Genomic DNA, 20,615 nt, shown 5'->3' with positions numbered 1-20,615 from the left:
GGTTTTAAAGACCTTGGTTGCTATACTGGGGTCTCCTATGGTTTATTCTCAACGCTACCAATGCTTTGAGAATTTTATATTTAGTGAATATTTATAAGCGTTTAAATAGAATTTATTAAGTATATGTAAAATATTGTTGCTGATTTGATTAAAAAATCAGAAAGAAAGGATATTCTATGAAAAAGATTGCTATTGCTTTAGTTGCTGCTACGGCTTTGTTTGCTGCTGATTCAGCATATAACTATGAGTTAACTCCAACTATAGGAGGAGTTCATCCAGAGGGAAATCTTGGAACAAATGATCATGCTGCCATAGGCTTAAGAGTTGGAAGAAATCTTGAAAATTCGTTTTTAGATCAAGTTGAGCTTGGTTTTAACTACTCAAACAATATTAAAGAGTTTGGTGTAAAAGGTAATGTTGCAAGATATTTTGTAAACGTTATTAAGGATTTTGGATTAACTAATGATTTGTCGCTTTACGGGCTAGTTGGCGCAGGCTGGGAAGATATATCTGCTAAATTTGTCGATAATGAAGATGGCGGATTTGGGCAATACGGTTTAGGTTTAAAATATAAGGTTACAGACAATTTCGCACTTCGTCTAGAGGCTGTAGATGCTATAAAATTTGAGCACGCAGATCATAATCTATTCTATACGCTTGGCTTTGCCGTAGGATTTGGCGAGAAAGCCGCTCCAGTAGTTGTTGCCGCCCCTGAGCCAAAACCAGTGATGCCAAAAGCTGTAAATCTTGATGATGATAATGATGGTGTTTTAAATGATGTTGATAAATGCCCTAATACTCCGGTGGGTGTTGTAGTTGACGAGACAGGCTGCGAGAAAGTTATCGTGCTTAGAGATTTAGGTGTAAATTTTGCATTTGATAGCTATAAAATAACACCAAAATATCTTGAAGAGATTAAAAAAGTTGCCGAGTTTATGAGTGAAAATCCAAGCTACCGTGTAGTTTTAGAAGGCCATACTGATAGTACTGGTGCTGAGGCTTACAACTTAAAATTATCAGAAAAGAGAGCAAATGCTGTTGCTAAAGTCCTTGAGAATCTTGGTGTAAGCTCAAATAAGATCACAACCGTAGCTTACGGTGAGACTAAACCTGTGGCTGATAATAAAACAAAAGAGGGGCGCGCTGAAAATAGACGCGTTGAAGCTAAATTTAATAAATAATTTAGGCTGTAAAAAACTACATTATTTAGGCTTTATCGCTATATAGCGGTAGAGCCTAATTTTTTATCTACTTTTTAATTAAAGAAAACAAATGAAAAAAACGATACTTTTTGATTTGGATGGCACACTTATAGACTCTACTTCCGCTATTTTAACAGGGTTTGACACTGCATTTAAAGTTCATAATAATCAAAAACCAGACCAGGATGCAGTAAAATCTCTTGTTGGACATCCTCTTGATGTTATGTTTGGCGGTCTTGGAGTGGATAAAGATCTGATTCAAAATTATATCGATGCTTATAAGGCTTGTTATAAACAAATTTATCTAGACCAAACAACCCTCTTAGATTTTGCTAAAGAGGCTGTAGAGCTTGCTAGCAAAATTGCTGACGTAGGAGTTGTTACTACAAAAACTTCTAAATTTTCTGTAAATTTACTTGAGTATTTGGGTATTAAAGAGTTTATTAAAACAGTAGTTGGCAGAGATGATGTAGTGCACCCCAAACCAAACCCTGAGCCTATTAATTTAGCTCTTAAAAATCTAGGTAAAGATAATGAGCAAAATAAAAAGTTTGCGTTTATGATAGGCGATACATGTATGGATATGATGGCAGCAAAATCAGCTGGTATAGAGGGTTTAGCTCTTTTGTGCGGTTATCAGGATTTGCAAAATTTGAAAAAATGCTCAAACCATATCTTTGAAAATCCGCTTCAGGCAGTTGAGTTTATAGCAAAACTATAGAATAAATTTATTGAAGATTTAAGCTGTAAATCTATTTTAGTATTCATTAGTAATAAATTTATACTTTTAATTCATCTTAAAATACTCAATAATTCTTTTGATTAATCATATATTTTGGAATTTCGTTTTATAATAAAAGATTTTATGATAAAGATGAGGCAAATAAATGAGTAAAATTATGAAAACTATGGACGGCAACGAGGCGGCTGCGTATGCTTCATACGCCTTTACGGAGGTTGCGGGCATTTATCCGATAACTCCAAGCTCTCCGATGGCTGATTATACCGATGCTTGGGCGGCTACGGGCAAGAAAAATTTGTTTGGTATGCCGGTTAAAGTTGTCGAGATGCAAAGCGAAGGTGGAGCCGCCGGAACCGTTCACGGCTCGCTTCAAGTAGGCGCGCTTACTACTACTTACACGGCTTCTCAGGGTCTGCTTTTAAAAATTCCAAATATGTATAAAATTTCAGGACAGCTGCTTCCGGGAGTTATCCACGTAAGTGCCCGCTCTATCGCGGCTCAGGCTCTTTCTATATTTGGAGATCATCAAGATATCTATGCCTGTCGCCAAACGGGGTTTGCGATGCTGGCAAGCGGTTCTGTTCAAGAGGTTATGGATATCGCAGGCGTTGCGCATTTGGCGGCTATTAAGGGTCGCGTGCCGTTTTTGCACTTCTTTGACGGATTTAGAACAAGCCACGAAATTCAAAAGATTGAAGTTATGGATTATGCTCATTTTGATAGACTTTTGGATAAAGAGGCAGTGCAAAAATTTAGAGACGAAGCGCTAAATCCCGAAAGTCCAAAGACTAGAGGAACGGCGCAAAACGATGATATCTACTTTCAAACCAGAGAGCTAACTAACCGCTTTTATGACGCGGTGCCTGATATCGTGGCAGGTTATTTGGCTGAAATTTCAAAGATAACAGGGCGCGAATATAAGCCGTTTAACTACTACGGTGATCCTGATGCTGAGCGTATAGTTATAGCGATGGGTTCGGTTACGCAAACGCTTGAAGAGGTGGTTGATCACTTAAGAGCCAATGGCGAAAAAGTGGGCATTATCAAAGTTCATCTTTACCGTCCGTTTAGCTTAAAATATCTATTTGACGTTATGCCTGATTCGGTTAAGAAAATAGCCGTTTTAGACCGCACAAAAGAGCCTGGTAGCTTAGGTGAGCCACTGTATCTTGATATTAAAGCGGCGTTTTACGGAAGCAAGACTCAGCCTGTCATAGTTGGCGGCAGATACGGTCTTAGCTCAAAGGATGTCGATCCTGCGCAAATGATCGCGGTATTTGAAAATTTAAAACTTGATGAGCCTAAAAACGGCTTTACCGTAGGAATCGTAGATGACGTAACTTTCACATCTCTTGATGTAGGCGAGAAAATTTCACTGAGTGATGATAGCGTAAAAGAGTGTCTATTTTACGGACTTGGCGCTGATGGAACCGTTGGAGCCAACAAAAACTCGATTAAGATTATTGGAGATAAAACCGATCTTTACGCGCAGGCTTATTTCGCATACGACAGCAAAAAATCAGGTGGCTACACGCGCTCGCATTTAAGATTTGGCAAAAATCCTATCCGATCAACCTATCTTGTTTCAAACCCGCACTTCGTGGCTTGCTCGGTTGCGGCTTATCTTGAGCTTTATGAGGTGATTGATGGCATAAGAAAAAATGGAACGTTTCTGTTAAACTCAATCTGGGACGCAGATGAGACGGTGGCTAAAATTCCAAACAGAGTTAAGAGAATTTTAGCTCGTAAAAACGTAAATTTCTACATCATCAATGCTACTAAGCTGGCTCACGATATCGGGCTTAAGAACCGCACAAATACCATTATGCAATCAGCTTTCTTTAAGCTTGCCAACATCATACCTTTTGAAGATGCTCAAAAATATATGAAAGAGTACGCTCACAAAGCTTACTCTAAAAAAGGCGAAGCGATAGTCGAGATGAACTACAAGGCTATCGATATGGGTGCCGGCGAGCTTGTAAAAGTGCCTGTCGATCCTTCTTGGGCAAATTTAAGCGATGAGAGCGAGACAAAAGAGCAATATATCGGCACTGATTTTGTCGAAAAGGTAGTTAAGCCGATAAATGCTGCCAAAGGCGATAGCTTGCCTGTATCGGCATTTTTAGGCTATGAAGACGGACACTTTGAGTCAGGAACAACGGCTTATGAAAAGCGCGGCGTAGGCGTGATGGTGCCAAAATGGATCGAGGAAAATTGTATCCAGTGTAACCAGTGTGCATTTGTCTGCCCTCATGCGGTTATCCGTCCGTTTTTGATCGATGATAACGAGCTTGAAGCGGCTCCTCAAACCGTAAAAGATCACGTTTTAGACGCAAAAGGCAAGGAGCTAAAAGGGCTAAAATATAAAATTCAAGTTAGTATCCTAGACTGCACGGGTTGTGAGCTGTGTGCGCAAAACTGTCCAAGTAAGGAAAAATCGCTTGTAATGGTGCCTTTTGAGGAGGAGCAAGAGAAAAACGAGCAGGTAAATGCGGACTATCTATTTAAAAATGTAACTTACAAAGATGATCTGATGAGTAAAGAAAGCGTTAAAGGCTCAAGTTTTGCTCAGCCTCTTTTTGAGTTTCATGCTGCTTGTCCGGGATGTGGAGAGACACCTTATCTAGGGCTTGTCACAAGGCTATTTGGTGATCATATGATAGTGGCAAACGCGACAGGTTGTAGCTCGATTTATGGAGGAAGCGCGCCTTCAACTCCATATACTACAAATAAAGACGGACACGGCGTAGCTTGGGCGAATTCGCTGTTTGAGGATAATGCCGAATTTGGTATGGGTATGGAAGTAGCTACTCAAACTATCCGCCACCGTATAGAAGATATAATGCTTCGCACAAAAAACAGCGTTCCAAACGCACTTAGCGCGCTTTATACCGATTGGATTGAATTCAAAAACGATAGCGCTAAAACTAAAGAGATAGCTAAAATTTTAGTTCCGATTTTGGAGCAAAATTTAGAAGCCGAGGGTGTAAAAGAAATTTTAAGCCTGAAAAAATATCTCATTAGAAAATCTCAATGGATAATAGGCGGCGACGGCTGGGCGTATGATATCGGATTTGGCGGACTTGATCACGTGCTTGCAAGCGGAGAAAACGTAAATGTGCTTGTGCTTGATACCGAGGTTTATTCAAACACAGGCGGTCAAAGTTCAAAATCAAGCCGTGCAGGCTCTATCGCGCAATTTACCGCTTCAGGAAAGCCGGCTCAGAAAAAAGATCTAGGCTATATCGCTATGACTTACGGAAATATTTTCGTAGCGCAGATAAACTCAAACGCAAGCCAAGCAAATACGATAAAAGCTATTTTGGCGGCTGAAGCGTATGACGGACCAAGCCTCGTGATAGCCTATTCGCCTTGTATCGCTCACGGTATCAAAGGCGGACTTAGCTACTCTGGCAACCAAGCAGAGCTTGCGACAAAATGCGGCTACTGGCCAACTTATGTCTATGATCCAAGGCTAGCTAAAGAGGGTAAAAACCCGCTTAAGATGACATCTAAAGAGCCTGACTGGAGCCTTTATGAGGAGTTCTTGCTAAACGAGGTTAGATATAGCGCGCTTAAGAAGACAAATCCTGAGCACGCAGACGCACTTTTAAAGAAAAACGAGGATGACGCTAAACGTCGCTATCGCCAGCTAAAACGCTTGTCTGTAGCTGATTTTAGCGATGAGGTTGAAGTAAACCAAGAACCTAAAATTAACTAATAAAACTTCAAATTTAGCCGTCAAACGGCGGCTAAATTTCTATCTTGTGGAATTTTAGTGCTGTATTTTTAAGCTGTTGTATTAAATTTTTATTAAAAATATTGATATGTGGTTCTTGGGATTTATTTAAAATATATAGTTTTGCAAACAGGAGAAATTTATGAAAAAGATCGGACTAATCGGCGGTATGAGTTATGAATCAACTGCAACCTATTACAACGAGATAAATCGCAAAGTAAATAACAAGCTTGGCGGATTAAATAGTGCCGAAATTTTGTTAAGTAGCGTAAATTTTGAAGAGATAGAGCTATGTCAGCATGAAAATAGATGGGATGATGCTGGTGAAATTCTAGCTCGCCACGCTAAAATTTTAGAACTTGGCGGAGCGGATTTTATACTGATTTGCACAAATACAATGCATAAAGTTTATGAAATGGTTCGAGCTAGTGTTAAAATTCCTGTTATTCATATAGCTGATGCTACCCTAAAAGCGTTAAAAGAGTGTAGTGTGGATAAAGTGGGGCTTTTTGGCACGATATATACGATGAAAGAGGCATTTTATAAAGATAAGCTGAGTGACGGCGGAGTGGAAGTTTTGCTTCCAAGCGAAGATGAGATGAAATTTGTAAATGAAGTTATATTTAATGAGCTTTGTTTCGGTAAAATTTCAGCTACTTCGCGTTATAAATTTCTTGATATCATCTCAAATTTAGCGAGCCGCGGTGCAAAAGGCGTCATACTTGGTTGCACTGAAATAGGACTCTTGATCGATCAAAGTAGCACGGATGTTAAACTTTTTGATACCACGTTCATACATATAGATGAGGCTGTAAATTTGGCTCTTGGTTAAATTTCAATTTCTACTTCTTCTAAACTAGTTACGAATTTACACTAAACTGATAATAGATATCAGAACTAAGAAATAATTTAGCAAAGATAGTTTATAATAATCACTATCAAGATAAACAAAAGCTAGGAGTTCACATGTCAGTTTTAGTAATCGGAGCCGACGAAATAACGCCGATAAAAGCGGTTTTAAGAGATTTAGGCGCGGACAAGATAGAGCATTGGGACGCAAGAAACGAAAACAGGGTAAATCGCAAGCCAATCCCGCAAGATACTAAATGTGTGGTGATGCTAACGAGCTTTTTAAATCACAACACAATGAAGACCATAAAAACTCAAGCCAAAAAGCGAAATATCCCGATAGTATGCGCAAAAAGAAGCGTTAGTTGCGTATTTTGCGAATACTGTAAAGTCTTTGGACTAGACAAGGAATTCAAATGCAAATCCAAAGATTGCTAAATGAAATTCGGCTTTTTATCAGATATTGGAGAAATAACTCCAAGTATTTTTTCAAAGCTTAATAGGGTAAATAAAGCGAAAATTTTTATAAATTTGTATAACTCATGCGTTGAAGATGAGCTAAAAATCCCTCAAATTTATCACAAATTTGGACTTAGCTTGCAAAATATCTTTTTAAAAAGAGTTGATGAGTTATGCAAATTTAACCACCAAAGCTTTAAAAAAGCCGTTAGCTTTTGTGTAGTTTCAAACGTGATAATTCATGCCTTTAAAAATGGAAATTTAGATGAAATTCCCGTTATCGCAGGCACTCCTAAACATCCTGCCGCAAAGCTTTTGATGCTGCTTAAATCACAAAACGGAATTTGTTTTGACGCAAATATAATGTTTTCTCAGTTTGTTTATGATAAAATCCGCAGAAAACATCTTGATAAAAATGTTTATTTTCAAGACGGCATAATCTTTGCAGAGCATAATGGCAGAAAAATTTTCGGAGTTTTGCCTAGCTTTAAGGAGATTTCAAAAGATAGGTTTCATCTGGCAAATTACGAAATCGCAAGGGCTTTTAAGGCTCTTGAAGAGAACGGATTTGACAGGATGTTTGTTGTTTTTCCGCGCAACACAAACTTCTTAAAACACATAGAGGTCGATACTTGTTGCGGAAGCTATGGCGGTGAGGCTAGGCTCAAGCTCGTTCCTTACACTATCAGCCATAACGTATTTTAATTTAAGGAAAGTTTATGATAGGAATAATTTTTGGAAGCAGTATGGGAAATACTGAAGAGGCGGCAAAATTTTTGTCTGAAAATTTAGGGCTTGAAAACGAGCTTTTAAACGTAAGCGATTGTGACGCGGATAAGATAAATAGCTTTGACAAGCTGATCCTTGGCACCTCTACTTGGGGAAGCGGCGACTTGCAAGACGATTGGGATGCGTTTGATTTTGAAGGACTTGAGCTTGGCGGTAAGACTGTTGCGGTATTTGGAATGGGCGACAGCGAGAGCTACAGCGATGAGTTTTGCAACGCTATGGGCAAGCTTTACGATCATGTTGTAAAACAAGGTGGAAAAGTCGTAGGTAGCGTATCAACAGACGGATATAGCTTTGATAGTTCAGAGTCTGTTCGTGACGGTAAATTCGTAGGTCTTGCGCTTGATGCGGATAATGAAAGCGATCAAACAGAGCCGAGAATTCTCGCTTGGATCGAGCAGATAAAACCAAATTTCGCATGATTTATTTCCCCTGTCTTTTGGGGAAAACTTTTTAAAATAAATCTTGTATCAATCTACTATAAAAACCACTAAATTTTAAGCCTTTTGTAGTTAAAATATTTTTTAAATTTTTACAGTTGGAGTAATGATGGCATTTCAGAATGTAGAGTGGCAAAAATTTTATGAAAAAGCCTGGAAAGTAAGAGCAGAGTTTGTGAGTGAGTGTTTAAGCCGTGGAATGAATGGCTACCAAGCCATTAAAGAGCTTGAAAAGAAAGAACGTAAATATCGTATATCAATAACAGATGACGAAGTAATATCATGGGAAAAGATTAAAGGAGATCCTACAAATGCGATATCTGAATCGATTAATATTCCCATAATGCGACTAAGCTCTATGAGGGGCAATGAGATTGTAATACCATTTTATGCAAATTTTAATTTTGTTGATATGCTTATAGATATTTTTGACGAGACGGGGCCTTACGATTCCATTATCGAACTTGGATGTGGATATGGAAGAAATTTGTTTGAGATATTTTATAGAGGTGGACCTGTCGATACCCCATATTTTGGCGGAGAATTTACAAAAAGCGGTGTAGATCTTGCTAACAAACTGGCTAAAGCAACTCCAAATATGAATGCTAAATTTTTTCATTTTAACCATCTCGAACCAAGACTAGATATTGATTTTGGAGAGCGAGCATTTATATTTACTTGTCATTCTATTGAGCAGGTGTCACAAATTTCAGATAATTGGTTTGAGGTTGTGGCAAATTCTGCCAAACAAGTTAGATGCGTACATCTTGAACCATTTGGTTTTCAGATGCATCTAACAGGCCCTTTAAGTCAAAAACATATGGAATTCATAGTGCAGCAAGGTTGGAATGTCAATTTTACCGATATGTTAAAACAAGCTTCTAAAAACAAAATAATAGAGGTAGATGGTGCGATATTGGAGATCGGATTTTCGCAAGATCCGTTTAATCCGGGTTCGATTGCTATATGGCATAGTGATAGAAAATAGTTGTTTTTTCTTATGTTACTAAATTTGAAAGAATTTTCAGAGCAAAACCCTATAAGATGGGCCATATTAATGGGATTTTTGTCTTGCTGGGCTATAGTTATAGTCGCTTTTATGGATGCTAAAATAGATTTTAATTCATCAGGTCAAAACAAAGAAACCCAGTCTCTTCAAACTGTTTTTTATCTTTTGGCATCTTATATCTTTATTAAATTTTTTACATTTTTTAAAAAATTTTCATTTTTCTCTCTTGCGTTGTTTTCATTATTTCTCATAGGTATTTGTCTAGTAACTAATATATATTTATTAAAATTAGTTCCTGCGCCAAACGAGTTTTACCAAAATATTAGCTATGCATTCTCGGCTGGATTAAGTTTTATATATATTTTTATATTAAATTTAATTCCTTCAAAATTTTTTCAAGGTTAAATAATTCTCTGATATCAGCAGTTTTGTCTTTGAGGTTTTATCAAATTTTCGCTACAATCTTACGAAAAAAGGATAGATATGCCGCTACTTGATAGTTTTTGTGTGGATCACGTAAAGATGAATGCGCCCGGAGTTCGCCTGGCTAAAACGATGAAAACGCCAAAAGGCGATGATATAAGCGTGTTTGATCTTAGATTTTGCAAGCCAAACGAGGAAATTTTGCCTGAAAAGGGCATCCATACGCTTGAGCATCTGTTTGCCGGATTTATGAGAGATCACCTTAACGGCAACGGAGTTGAGATCATCGATATCTCGCCGATGGGCTGTAGAACGGGCTTTTACATGAGTCTTATCGGCACTCCTAGCGAAGATATAGTAAGACAAGCTTGGCTAGCCTCTATGCAAGATGTTAAAAACGTAAAAAGTCAAAGCGAAATTCCAGAGCTAAACGAGTATCAATGTGGCACATACAAGATGCACTCGCTTGATGAAGCGCACGCGATAGCCGATAAAATTTTAAAAAGCGGACTTGGCATCATAAATAACGATGAAATCAAACTTGATCTAAAAGCTATGGGTTTGTGAGCGAAATTTGACGCGGATGAGCTGTGCAAAGCCTGAAAATTTAAGCGAAAACAAGGCTTTTTTAACTGAGCAAATTTTAACCTATCTTGGCAACAAGCGCTCTTTGCTTGGCTTTATAGAACAAGGCATACTGCACGCTAAAAGCAAGCTTAAGCGAGATAAGATAAGCTGTTGCGATATGTTTTCGGGCTCCGGGATCGTAGCTAGGTTTTTAAAGCAGCACGCAAATTTTATCGTTGCAAACGACCTTGAGCTGTACTCCAAAATCACCAACGAATGCTACCTTGCAAATTTGACGCCTGAACTTAAAGGTGAGCTTAAATCAAATTTGGCAAAGCTCAAAAAAGAGATAAAAAGCGAGCTTAAAAGCGGTTTTATCACTGAGCTTTACTCGCCAAAAGATGAAGCAAACATCACTCCAAACGATAGAGTTTTTTACACTCCTTATAACGCGCGCTATATCGATACGGCAAGGGCTAAGATAGAGCTTTTGGATGAGCGGCTAAAACCATTTTTCCTAGCTCCGCTTTTACACTCTGCGAGCGTGCATGCAAATACGAGCGGAGTTTTTAAGGGGTTTTATAAAAATAAAGATAAAATAGGGCAGTTTGGCGGCGAAGGAAGAAACGCGTTAAAAAGAATTCTAGCTCCTATCGAGCTTAAAATGCCTGTTTTTTCAAATTTTAACGTCGAATTTGAAGTTATGCAAAAGGACGCAAATTTACTAGCAGGCGAGATTGGCAAGATCGATCTAGTCTATCTTGATCCTCCTTATAACCAGCACCCTTACGGCTCAAACTACTTTATGCTGAATTTGATTGCCAAATACGAGCGTCCAAGTGAAATTTCAAAAGTTTCAGGCATAGCTAAAGATTGGAATCGCTCCGTTTATAATCAAAGAGCAAACACTGCCGAAGCGTTTTTTGAGCTGATTGGTAAGCTAAAGGCTAAATTTGTGCTAATTTCTTTTAACTCGGAAGGGTTTATCTCTAAAGAGAGTTTTGATAAAAACCTTAAAAAATTTGGAAAAGTAGAGTTGAGAGAACAAAAATACAATACATTTCGTGGAGGTAGAAACTTAAATAGTAGAAATTTACACGTAAACGAACTTCTTTATATATTAAAAAAATAAGTTAATAATTTATCTTTTTAATATATATTTAATCAATTATAAAGCTACTAAATATATCAATGTAATTTTAAGTTCAATTTTAATAAAATTTCATTAACTTTATTTTTTAAGGAAATTTTATGAAAAATAAACTTATATCTTTGATGATTGCCGCTACGGCTTTTAGTTCGATGTTTGCGGGAGATTTTATATCTCAAACAACCGCAATTTTTTTAAACGGCAAAGACATAGGAAAAATAGAGGTTTTAACTCCTGTTGAAATTGTAGAAAAAGGGCAATCTCTAACTAAGATAAAAATACAAGGAGTAGTTGCGGATAATTATAAAGAGAGAATCCAAAGAAGCATTCCAAATGCTGAAGTTTTTGTTGTTTTTAATGAAGATGTTGACGGTAATTTTGTTTTTAATAAGAAATTAGAAGATGATTATGGTGAAATTTGGCATGAGGTAAGTGGAGTTTATGAGGTTGATTCAAAGCTTATAACAGCCGATGAGGAAGCCTTGTACGACCAAGCAAAAAAAATATACGAAGAGAGCTGTTCTGCCTGTCACAGACTGCATCAGCCTAATGATTTTACAGCTAATCAGTGGCCTGCAAGTTTGCAAGGCATGATTGATGCTGGTTATACTGCAATAGATGAAAATAGTTTAAATTTAATCACAAAATATTTGCAGCATAACGCTAAAGAAAGTTATTAAAATTAAAAAGACCAATATTTAGAAAAGGGGATAATATGAAAAGACGAGATTTTATAAAGACCTCAGCTATTCTTGGAGCTAGCTCTTTGAGCGCTAGTAGGATTGATGGTGTTACAAAAACTATTTTTGACAATAAGAAAGTTTTTGGAGCAAATAGATTTGGAACTTTTTGGGCCAATATAAATTCAGGGCAGATCGTTTCTGTAAGTGATTTTGAAGGTGATAAATTTCCAAATACTATGAATTATTCGCTGCCGGATGTAATTCAAAACGAAAACAGAGTTCTTTATCCGATGGTAAGAAAAAGCTATCTAAAGGCTAAAGGTCCTGCAAAAAGCGAATTAAGAGGTAATGAAGAGTTTGTAAGAGTTAGCTGGGATGTAGCTCTTGATCTTGCCGCTAAGGCTTTAAAAGAAAATTTCGATAAATATGGCCCTGAAAGTATCTACGGTGAGTGCTACTGGTGGGGCGGTAGCGGTAAAGTAGGCTGGGGCAGAACCGTAGCTCACAGAATGTTAAAAATTCTTGGCGGATATGTTGAGGAGACTGATGATTATTCGACGGGAGCGGGTCTTACTATAATGCCTTATGTATTGGGAAGCGGTTCGGTTTATGATACACCAACCAAGTGGAAAGCCGTTGTCAAAAATGCTAAAAACGTAGTATTTTGGGGTACTGATCCGATAGTTACAAATCAAATAGGTTCTATTCCTCCACTTCATTCTAACTATCCTGGCATCATAGATCTTAAAAAATCAGGCATAAAAACTTATAGCGTAAACGTAATGGTTAACGATACTGCTCGCTATTTAGGCTCTGAACCTATAATAGTTGTACCCAATACCGATACCGCAATGGTGCTTGGAATGTGCCACTATCTATATGAAAATCATCTTTATGATGCCGAGTTTATTAAAAAATATACGGTTGGATTTAATAAATTTAAAGACTATTTGCTTGGTGTGGAAGATAAGATTGTTAAAGATGTTAAGTGGGCTAGTAAAATTTGTGGTGTTCAACCTGAATACATCGCTAAATTTGCAGAAAAACTAGCAAAAGAGCCTACTACTATTTTAATAGGTCGCGCACTTCAAAGAGCAGACCACGGAGAGCAAATTTTCTGGGCTTTAGTTACTCTAAACGCTATGCTAGGGCATATCGGCAAAGAGGGTCTTGGGTTTGAGTTTAGTTTAGGATATAACTCAGGCGGCGCCGGAGATAAGATAGCTCCGGTTTTAAAGGGTCTTAGCACAAGAATCAGTGAAAAATATGAGACACCAGACTCTCCTTGGAAAAAATTTAAAAACGTAACTATTCCTTCATCACGCTCTATCGAAGCACTTGAAAATCCAGGCAAAGAAATAGATCATAACGGTAAAAAGATAAAGCTTCCACATATGAGAGTCGCTTATAATGCATCAGGTTCGATGTTTACACGTCACCAAGATGTAAATAATATCGTTAAACAATGGAAGAAATTTGAGACAGTTATCACCGCAGAGCCTTATTGGACGAGTACAGCAAGGTTATCTGATATAGTATTCCCTGTGGCTATCGAAGTTGAGAGAAACGACATCAACCAAACCGCTCCAAACGGCGAATATATCGTAGCATATAGACCTATCATTAATCCTATGGGAGAGAGCAAGAGCGACTTTTGGATTTGTGAGCAAATTTGTAAAAGATGGGGCGTTGGCGAAGTATTCACAGAAGGAAAATCAGAGCTTGATTGGGTTAAGGAATTCTACAACGATGCGGTAACTCAAGCAAAAAATCTCAATGTGCAAATGCCTAAATTTGAAGAGTTCTGGGAAAAAGGCTTTGTAAGATTTGAGCAAGATAAGAAAGAGACCGAGCTATACACTAGACTAGCGGCGTTTAGAGAAAATCCTGTAAAAAATCGCCTTGGAACACCATCCGGTAAGATTGAAATTTACTCTCCTGCCGTAGCTAAATATGGCTATGATGACTGCCCTGGACATGCTACTTGGCTAGAGCCATTCGAGTGGCTCGGTAGCGAAAAGACTAAAAAATATCCGATACATATAGTAAGTCCTCACTCAAGATATCGCTTACACTCTCAGCTAAATAACTCTATTATTAGAAATTTTGCCGAGGTTAGCGGCAGAGAGCCTATTTTGATGAATCCAAAAGATGCTAAAGAAAGAGGTCTTGCCAATGGTGACATTGTAAGAGTATTTAATGATCGCGGTGAAATTTTAGCAGGTGTGCTTATAACCGATCTTATTCAAGAAAAGGTTGCGGCAATATGCGAAGGTGCGTGGTATGATCCTGAAAAATGGGGAGAAAAGAGCCTTTGCCAACATGGCTGCGTAAACGTATTAACTCGTGATAAAGGCACAAGTAAGCTAGCTCAAAGCAATACAGCCCACACAACTCTAGCACAGGTTGAGAAATTTAAAGGCGAGATTAAGCCTATAAAAGCATTTTCAAAACCTATTATTATTCAATCTCTATAAAATTTAGCCCAAGGTTTCTTGGGCTAAACTCTCTAAACTGTTTTATGTTATCATATTGTCAAATTGTCAAAATTGAAAAGGAAAAATATGAAAAAAATTCTATTTCTAATGATAACTTCAGTCTTTGCATTTGGCGTTGCGACCGTATCGGAGCCTAATGATCCTTGCGAAGAGTATAAGAAAACAGCCTATGAGATGTTTAGCATACTAGACGCCAGAGCTGAAAATAACAAACATGAGCAAGCCGAAGTTAAAAAGATGAAAGATGCTTTTAATAAGGGTCTTGAGAGAATAAATACTTTAAGCGACAGAGACAATGTCTGCATAAAAGCTACTCAGTCAATCAAAGAAGCAATAGAGCTTATGCAGCCTGTGCGATCTTATCAATAGGTTAAAATCTTAATTTGTATTCAAATCTTACTTGATAAACATAATTAATTTAAGTTACAATATTAAAATAAAAAATCAAAGGATAAGTATGAATGATTTTGTGAGAGTTTCACAAATTTTAAAGGCTTTCAAGGCTGAACTAAACGCACTTTACACAAATCTTGAAGATAACGATATATTAAGCGAAGGGCTTAAGATAGCTGGATTTGAGGGTGCAAAGAGCGAAAAAATAGCCGTTTTAAGACGTGTTGTAGATCTTAAAGAAGAGCCGCTTGAAAACGAGCTAAAAAAGCTTAAAAAGAGCGAAGAAGAGATAAAAGTGGTAAAAGATCGGATGTTTATATATGTAAAAAATCTTTATGAAAGTCGCCACGCAAATTTGATAAATCAAATCGCGCAAGAGGGCGTTTTGGACGAATTTTATATAACACTGCTAAAGGGAGTTCACGACATAGGACTTGCGATGAACGACTGGCAAATATCGTGGAATAAGCAAATTTTACAGACTACAAATAAAGAATTTGAGGCTAAATTTAAAGATTTTAACGAGGCTTTGAAATTTATTGATGAAAACAAGCTTTTTCAGACCGAACCAAGCGGTGAGAAAGCAGACAGAAGCTACGGAGCGGTTGTAAAATCAGGCGAAAAATATGAATTTGTGCCTTATGTTTTGGCTTTTAAAGATGAGGTCGGCAAGGTGGCAAATAGGCTTGATAAGATGATAGAAAGCCTTAAAAAAATAGCTTTGCAAGAAGATCACAAGTCCTATGTGAACTATTTTATCAAGCTCAAAGACGCTTTTTGCGAGACGGATAACTCTAAAGTGATATCTGTTTGGCAAGAGGCTGAGATAGCTTGGATGGATGTGCGCTCGCAGCTTCAAGTAGGACATCCGCTTGAATACTACGAGGATGCCTACACGCACGCGGTCGCGCTTGAGTGGGACATCAGGCTTGCTGAAGTAAGCGAGTTTGACGAGGAGAAATTTAGACGCGAGATCAAAGAGAGCTTTGAAAAAATTTATAAGCAAGTGGTCGCAAATAGCCTTAAAATGCACGAGCTTGTGCTTTCAAATATAAACAAAACTCAGCTTTATATATCAAATCCCATGATTTACTACGGAGCCGAGCTTAACGGGCTATTTTCAGCCCAAGTCGTACCAAACGATGAGTTTGTAAGCAAAAAGTGCGGTAAGAAAATTTTTGCCTTTGTAAATCACGTCTATGAAAGTGCAAAAGCTAGGCCTTTTATGAGGCTTTCGGGCGAAATTTTTGATAAAGAGTTTTTAAATTTCGGAAGAGAAATTTTATTTACCAAACCTGAAGTATGGAGAAGAGTTTATGAAATTTCAACGATCGGACATGAGTTTGGACACGTGCTTTTTGTGAGCGAAGATAGCGAAAAAGAGATGAACACGGGAGGTGTATTTAAATACATCGAAGAGTATAAGGCGACCACCGGCGGGCTTGTGAACTTCTTTTTACATGAGGATGAAGAGTATAAGATGCCTGTATTTCACGATCTCATAGCTCGCTCTGTGGGGCTTATAGCTTGGCGTGAGGTTGATGAGGTTAGGGCGTATTATTGCGAAGGGCTCATTCATCTTAGCTTGCTTTTTAAAGCGGGTGTGCTTAGCTTTAAAGATGGGAAATTAAGCGTGAATTTTAGCTTGCAAAGCTACGAGAAATTTAAAGAAATTTGCATGAAAAACTACGAGGATTTGGCTACTCATTACGTTAAAAAGGCTGAAGCGGGCGAGTTTCTAGCCAAATTTTGCGAGCGTGACGGACAAAGCTATTTGCCAAAAGATGAGACCGTGAAAGAATTTGTGAAATTTTACTACGACAAGTACCAAAAGATCGGCAATGAGGTCGATAATAGCGGCGAATGGCAAAAGTGGCAAGAGATAGCCAAAAAACAAAACTAACAAAAAGGAGAGTGGATGATAGATTCAATGGGTGAGCCGCGTATCAAGCTGGTTGCGCTTCCGAAGGATACAAACTCTGCGGGCAATATATTTGGCGGTTGGATAATGAGTCAGATCGACCTTGCGGGAGCGACCGCCGCGCGTGAAGTGGCGCCTGAGAGAGTTGTAACGATATCTATGCAAGAGGTTATCTTTAAAGAGCCTGTCTTTATAGGAGATGTGGTTAGCTGCTACGCTAAAATTCTTGCAGTGGGCAAAACTTCGATAAAAACGCAGATAGAAGTAACGGCTCTAAGGCTAAATAAAGACGGCTTTCGCGAGTGCATACACGTAACAAGCGCGATCGCCACCTACGTAAGTGTCACAAAAGACGGGCATAAAAAGCCGATCGATGAAGAGTTAAAGAGACTGCACGGGTTTTAAATTTACAGCTAATTTTAATATGCATTTTTGTAATATTTCTTTTATATATTAAATTATATAAAGGAGATATTTATGAAAAAGCTAAGCTTAGTTTCTCTACTTATTTTGGGTCTTTTAAGCCTAAATGCAAGCGAATTTAGAAGCGTCAAGGATATGGCCGGAAATGAGGTAAAAATTCCTGCCGTAACTAAAAAAATCGGCGCTCTTTGGCATGCAAATAACCAGATGATCCTAACGGTAGGCGGTGCAGACAAGATCGTGGCAACTACCGATAAGATCAAGCAAAACAAGTGGTTTGCACACATCTATAAGCCTATCGCGCAAATTCCCGCTTCACTAAACGGCAACGATATCCAGATAGAAGAGCTCGTAAAGCTAGCTCCCGATGCTATCATCGTGTCAAACAAAAACTACCGCGAAGAGCTGGTAAAGCATGGATTTAACGTATTTTACGCGCTTTTTACAAACTATGACGATATGAAAAAAAGTGTGATGATGACAGCTGAGATAATCGGCGATGATGCGGTTAAAAAAGCTAAAGAGTTTAACGACTATTTTGACGCAAATTTTAAGCTCGTAAATGATGTAACAAGCAAAATTTCAGCTTCCGATCGCCCAAAAGTGCTTCACATACTAAACGGCACAAATTTGCTAAAAGTTGATGGCAAAAAGACTATCATAAACGAGTGGATCGAGCTTGCAGGCGGAGTTAACGCTATCGAAAAAGAGGGCAATATGATAGAGATCACCGCCGAAGAGATCATCAAAGCAGATCCTGATGTGATTATCGTTGGAGGCGTTAAAAACGAGCAAGCCGTTGAAAAAATTTATAAAGATGTAGCGTTTTCTGGGCTAAAAGCGGTTAAAGATAAGAGAGTTTACGGCAATCCAAGCGGCGTGTTTAGCTGGGATAGATACGGCTCGGAAGGCGCTCTTCAGATACTTTGGGCGGCTAAAACTCTGCATCCTGAGAAGTTTCAAAACATCGATATGAAGGCTGAAACTAAGAAATTTTATAAGCGATTTATGAACTACGAACTAAGTGACGAGGAGTTTGGCTACATCCTAAAAGGACTAAGTCCGGAGGGTAAATAGCTCAAATTTAATAAAACTATCAAAGAAAGAAGCTCATGCAAGAATTTTACGAAAAGCCGGCTTTTAACTATTTTGTATTGGGCGGAGCGGTTTTGGCGGTTGTGATAGCTTGTGCGGCTTCTTTATTTTATGATCATGAGAATTTAAAATTTTTAGGCTCTTTTGGCTTGCATGAAATTTTGATTTTATTTCTGCTCTTTTTTCTGCCTTCGGTTGTGTCGTTTTTGTATCTTAAATTTGTAAATTTTAAAGCCGATAAAAAGGTGCTTTATAATCTTTTCATAATGCCATTTGGCGAGATCATGATAGTTATTTTGCTTTATTTTTTACTTACCCAAGGCGCTATGATACATGAGTTTGCTTTGCTTTTTGCACTACTTGCGTTGCCTATGTTTGTAGTTAGCGCATTTCAGGTCATTTTTGCGAAATTTACTTTTAAAGGCTAGTTGTGAGTTTAAAACTGATAAAAAGGCAAGTCTCGTTTAAATTTACGCTCATCTTGCTTGTCGCGCTTACTTTTATAACGGCGATTTTAGCTCTTGGCATTGGTAGATTTAGCGTGGGTTTTGGCGATGTGGCGCGCTCTATGCTGGCTTTGCTTGGATTTGAGCTTGAGATACCTCAGAATATTTACAACGTCGTTACGCAGATTCGCCTTCCTCGCATCATCGCGGCGATTTTAGTAGGAGCTGCGCTTGGAGTAAGCGGCACCGCGTATCAAGGAGTTTTTAGAAACCAGCTGGTAAGCCCCGATCTACTTGGCGTCTCGGCTGGCGCTTGCGTGGGTGCAGCGAGCGCGATACTGCTTGATTTTTCATTGCTTGGCATTCAGGCTATGGCGTTTGTCTGCGGCTTGATCGCCGTTGGCATGACGCTAAGCATACCAAAGCTTATGGGTCGAGCAAGTACCCTTATGCTCGTGCTTTCAGGCGTCATCGTAAGCGGACTCATGATGTCGATAATCGGCTTTTTAAAATACATCGCAGACCCGGAAACCAAGCTAGCCGACATCGTCTACTGGCAGCTTGGAAGCCTAGCTAAGGTAGATGTGGCAAATTTATACGTGCTTGCGCCTATCATGGTCGTTTGCGTGATCTTGCTCATACTTATGAGCTGGCGGATAAATTTGCTCTCGCTTGGCGATCTTGGCGCGGCTAGGCTTGGCGTAAACGTCGCACTTGAGCGAGGCATCATCATAGTTTGCGCGACACTGCTTACGGCAAGTAGTGTTTGCATAAGCGGTATAGTGGCTTGGATAGGGCTTTTGATGCCTCATCTTGCGCGCATGCTAGTAGGAGCCGATAACTCAAGAAGCATACCGGCAAGCATATTTATGAGTGCGATTTTTTTGGTTATCGTTGATACTTTGGCTCGCACGATGAGCGTTAGCGAAGTGCCGCTTGGCGTGCTTACGGGCTTTATCGGCACGACCTTTTTCGTCTGGGTGCTTTTTAAAAACAAAAGGGTTGTTTGATGCTTGAGATAATCGATCTAAATTTTGCCTATCCAAACGGTGCCGGGCGTCTTAAAAACGTAAATTTAAGCCTTAAAAAGGGCGAAATTTTAACCGTGCTTGGTAAAAACGGTGCGGGCAAATCAACTATGCTGGGTCTTATGAGCGGTGCGCTTAAGCCAAATTCCGGCAAGGTTATGCTCAATGGACGAAACGTGCTTGATATGAGTAGCAAAGAGCGAGCTAAGCTCATGGCGTATGTGGCGCAAAGTGAGGTTTGCGAGTACGAATACAGCGCGCTTGAATACATCACAATGGGGCGAGCGGCTCACCTTGGAATTTTTGCCAAGCCTGCCAAAGAGGACTACGAAACGGCTAAAAAATACATCCAAATGCTTGGTATCGGCCATCTTGAAAGCAAATTTATAACCCAAATGAGCGGAGGAGAAAAGCAGATGAGTTCTATCGCCAGAGCCCTTACCGCCGAGCCTGAACTCATCATCTTTGATGAGCCTACGTCCGCGCTTGATTTTGGCAACCAGTATAAGTTCTTAAAAATGGCAAAATGGCTGCTTGAAAAGGGCTACACCATAATCCTAACCACGCATAATCCTGACTTTGCCATCTTGCTTGGCGGAGTTGTAGTACTTGTGAAAAACGGCGGAGAGGTTGAGTGCGGGAGTGTAAGCGAGATAATCAAAAGCGAAAATTTAAGCCAACTTTACGATACTCCGCTTGATGTGAGCTTCGTTGAGAGCGTAAAGCGAAGTTGTTGTTTAACTTATCCGCTTTAAAGCT

At 38.9% G+C, this 20,615-nt stretch carries 20 protein-coding genes; all 20 read left to right on the top strand.

The features are described 5' to 3' along the window. The first annotated feature begins 176 nt into the window (after nucleotides 1-176). The 20 genes from CDOMF_RS09265 to CDOMF_RS09170 all read left to right on the top strand — a co-directional run bounded on the left by CDOMF_RS09265 (nucleotide 177) and on the right by CDOMF_RS09170 (nucleotide 20,611). Nucleotides 177-1,181, top strand: coding sequence for an OmpA family protein (locus CDOMF_RS09265; protein WP_260951712.1), 1,005 nt, complete (start codon nucleotides 177-179; stop codon nucleotides 1,179-1,181). A gap of 91 nt (nucleotides 1,182-1,272) precedes the next feature. Continuing rightward, a complete protein-coding gene (locus tag CDOMF_RS09260; protein ID WP_260951711.1) occupies nucleotides 1,273-1,923 on the top strand; it encodes an HAD family hydrolase in 651 nt (216 codons plus the stop codon). Nucleotides 1,924-2,089: 166 nt separating this feature from the next. Then, nucleotides 2,090-5,665, top strand: coding sequence for a pyruvate:ferredoxin (flavodoxin) oxidoreductase (gene nifJ / locus CDOMF_RS09255; protein ID WP_260951709.1), 3,576 nt, complete (start codon nucleotides 2,090-2,092; stop codon nucleotides 5,663-5,665). Nucleotides 5,666-5,825: 160 nt separating this feature from the next. Then, a complete protein-coding gene (locus tag CDOMF_RS09250; protein WP_260951707.1) occupies nucleotides 5,826-6,515 on the top strand; it encodes an aspartate/glutamate racemase family protein in 690 nt (229 codons plus the stop codon). A gap of 134 nt (nucleotides 6,516-6,649) precedes the next feature. Then, nucleotides 6,650-6,970, top strand: a complete 321-nt coding sequence (locus CDOMF_RS09245; RefSeq protein WP_169975804.1) for a DUF2325 domain-containing protein — start codon at nucleotides 6,650-6,652, stop codon at nucleotides 6,968-6,970. Next, nucleotides 6,971-7,696 (top strand): hypothetical protein, encoded by a 726-nt coding sequence (locus CDOMF_RS09240; RefSeq protein ID WP_260951704.1) that lies wholly within the window; start codon nucleotides 6,971-6,973, stop codon nucleotides 7,694-7,696. A 14-nt stretch (nucleotides 7,697-7,710) separates the two neighbouring features. Further along, nucleotides 7,711-8,202, top strand: a complete 492-nt coding sequence (gene fldA, locus CDOMF_RS09235) for a flavodoxin FldA (protein WP_260951703.1) — start codon at nucleotides 7,711-7,713, stop codon at nucleotides 8,200-8,202. A gap of 127 nt (nucleotides 8,203-8,329) precedes the next feature. Next, the gene (locus CDOMF_RS09230) at nucleotides 8,330-9,208 is read left to right on the top strand and encodes a hypothetical protein (protein WP_260951702.1); all 879 of its coding nucleotides are present in this window, start codon (nucleotides 8,330-8,332) and stop codon (nucleotides 9,206-9,208) included. Further along, nucleotides 9,209-9,634 (top strand): hypothetical protein, encoded by a 426-nt coding sequence (locus CDOMF_RS09225; protein WP_260951701.1) that lies wholly within the window; start codon nucleotides 9,209-9,211, stop codon nucleotides 9,632-9,634. A gap of 78 nt (nucleotides 9,635-9,712) precedes the next feature. Beyond that, nucleotides 9,713-10,219, top strand: coding sequence for an S-ribosylhomocysteine lyase (luxS, locus tag CDOMF_RS09220; RefSeq protein ID WP_260951700.1), 507 nt, complete (start codon nucleotides 9,713-9,715; stop codon nucleotides 10,217-10,219). 16 nt (nucleotides 10,220-10,235) lie between these two features. Beyond that, on the top strand, nucleotides 10,236-11,351 hold the full coding sequence (locus tag CDOMF_RS09215) for a DNA adenine methylase (protein WP_260951697.1): 1,116 nt from the start codon (nucleotides 10,236-10,238) through the stop codon (nucleotides 11,349-11,351). 119 nt (nucleotides 11,352-11,470) lie between these two features. After that, nucleotides 11,471-12,049, top strand: a complete 579-nt coding sequence (locus tag CDOMF_RS09210; RefSeq protein WP_260951695.1) for a hypothetical protein — start codon at nucleotides 11,471-11,473, stop codon at nucleotides 12,047-12,049. A 35-nt stretch (nucleotides 12,050-12,084) separates the two neighbouring features. Further along, nucleotides 12,085-14,529 (top strand): molybdopterin-dependent oxidoreductase, encoded by a 2,445-nt coding sequence (locus CDOMF_RS09205; protein ID WP_260951694.1) that lies wholly within the window; start codon nucleotides 12,085-12,087, stop codon nucleotides 14,527-14,529. Nucleotides 14,530-14,616: 87 nt separating this feature from the next. Next, entirely contained in the window at nucleotides 14,617-14,919 is a 303-nt protein-coding gene (locus CDOMF_RS09200) for a hypothetical protein (RefSeq protein WP_260951693.1), read from the top strand. 88 nt (nucleotides 14,920-15,007) lie between these two features. Continuing rightward, the gene (gene ciaB / locus CDOMF_RS09195; RefSeq protein ID WP_260951692.1) at nucleotides 15,008-16,846 is read left to right on the top strand and encodes an invasion protein CiaB; all 1,839 of its coding nucleotides are present in this window, start codon (nucleotides 15,008-15,010) and stop codon (nucleotides 16,844-16,846) included. Between the two features lie 18 nt (nucleotides 16,847-16,864). Beyond that, nucleotides 16,865-17,269 carry an acyl-CoA thioesterase gene (locus CDOMF_RS09190; RefSeq protein ID WP_260953177.1) on the top strand — a complete coding sequence of 135 codons (405 nt, stop codon included), beginning with the start codon at nucleotides 16,865-16,867 and terminating at the stop codon, nucleotides 17,267-17,269. A gap of 72 nt (nucleotides 17,270-17,341) precedes the next feature. Then, nucleotides 17,342-18,364, top strand: coding sequence for an ABC transporter substrate-binding protein (locus CDOMF_RS09185; RefSeq protein WP_260951691.1), 1,023 nt, complete (start codon nucleotides 17,342-17,344; stop codon nucleotides 18,362-18,364). Nucleotides 18,365-18,399: 35 nt separating this feature from the next. Next, on the top strand, nucleotides 18,400-18,810 hold the full coding sequence (locus CDOMF_RS09180; protein ID WP_260951690.1) for a hypothetical protein: 411 nt from the start codon (nucleotides 18,400-18,402) through the stop codon (nucleotides 18,808-18,810). A 2-nt stretch (nucleotides 18,811-18,812) separates the two neighbouring features. Next, nucleotides 18,813-19,838: a FecCD family ABC transporter permease gene (locus tag CDOMF_RS09175; protein ID WP_260951689.1), complete on the top strand. Its 1,026-nt coding sequence runs from the start codon at nucleotides 18,813-18,815 to the stop codon at nucleotides 19,836-19,838. Further along, nucleotides 19,838-20,611, top strand: coding sequence for an ABC transporter ATP-binding protein (locus tag CDOMF_RS09170; protein ID WP_260951687.1), 774 nt, complete (start codon nucleotides 19,838-19,840; stop codon nucleotides 20,609-20,611). Before CDOMF_RS09175 ends, CDOMF_RS09170 begins: the two co-directional genes overlap by 1 nt. Nucleotides 20,612-20,615 lie beyond the last annotated feature (4 nt).

It is taken from the genome of Campylobacter sp. RM16187 (assembly GCF_025319965.1).
In the GTDB taxonomy this organism is placed as follows: Bacteria; Campylobacterota; Campylobacteria; order Campylobacterales; family Campylobacteraceae; genus Campylobacter_A.
Note: the sequence above shows the minus strand (reverse complement) of the source record. Positions and strands in the feature narration are given on the sequence as shown.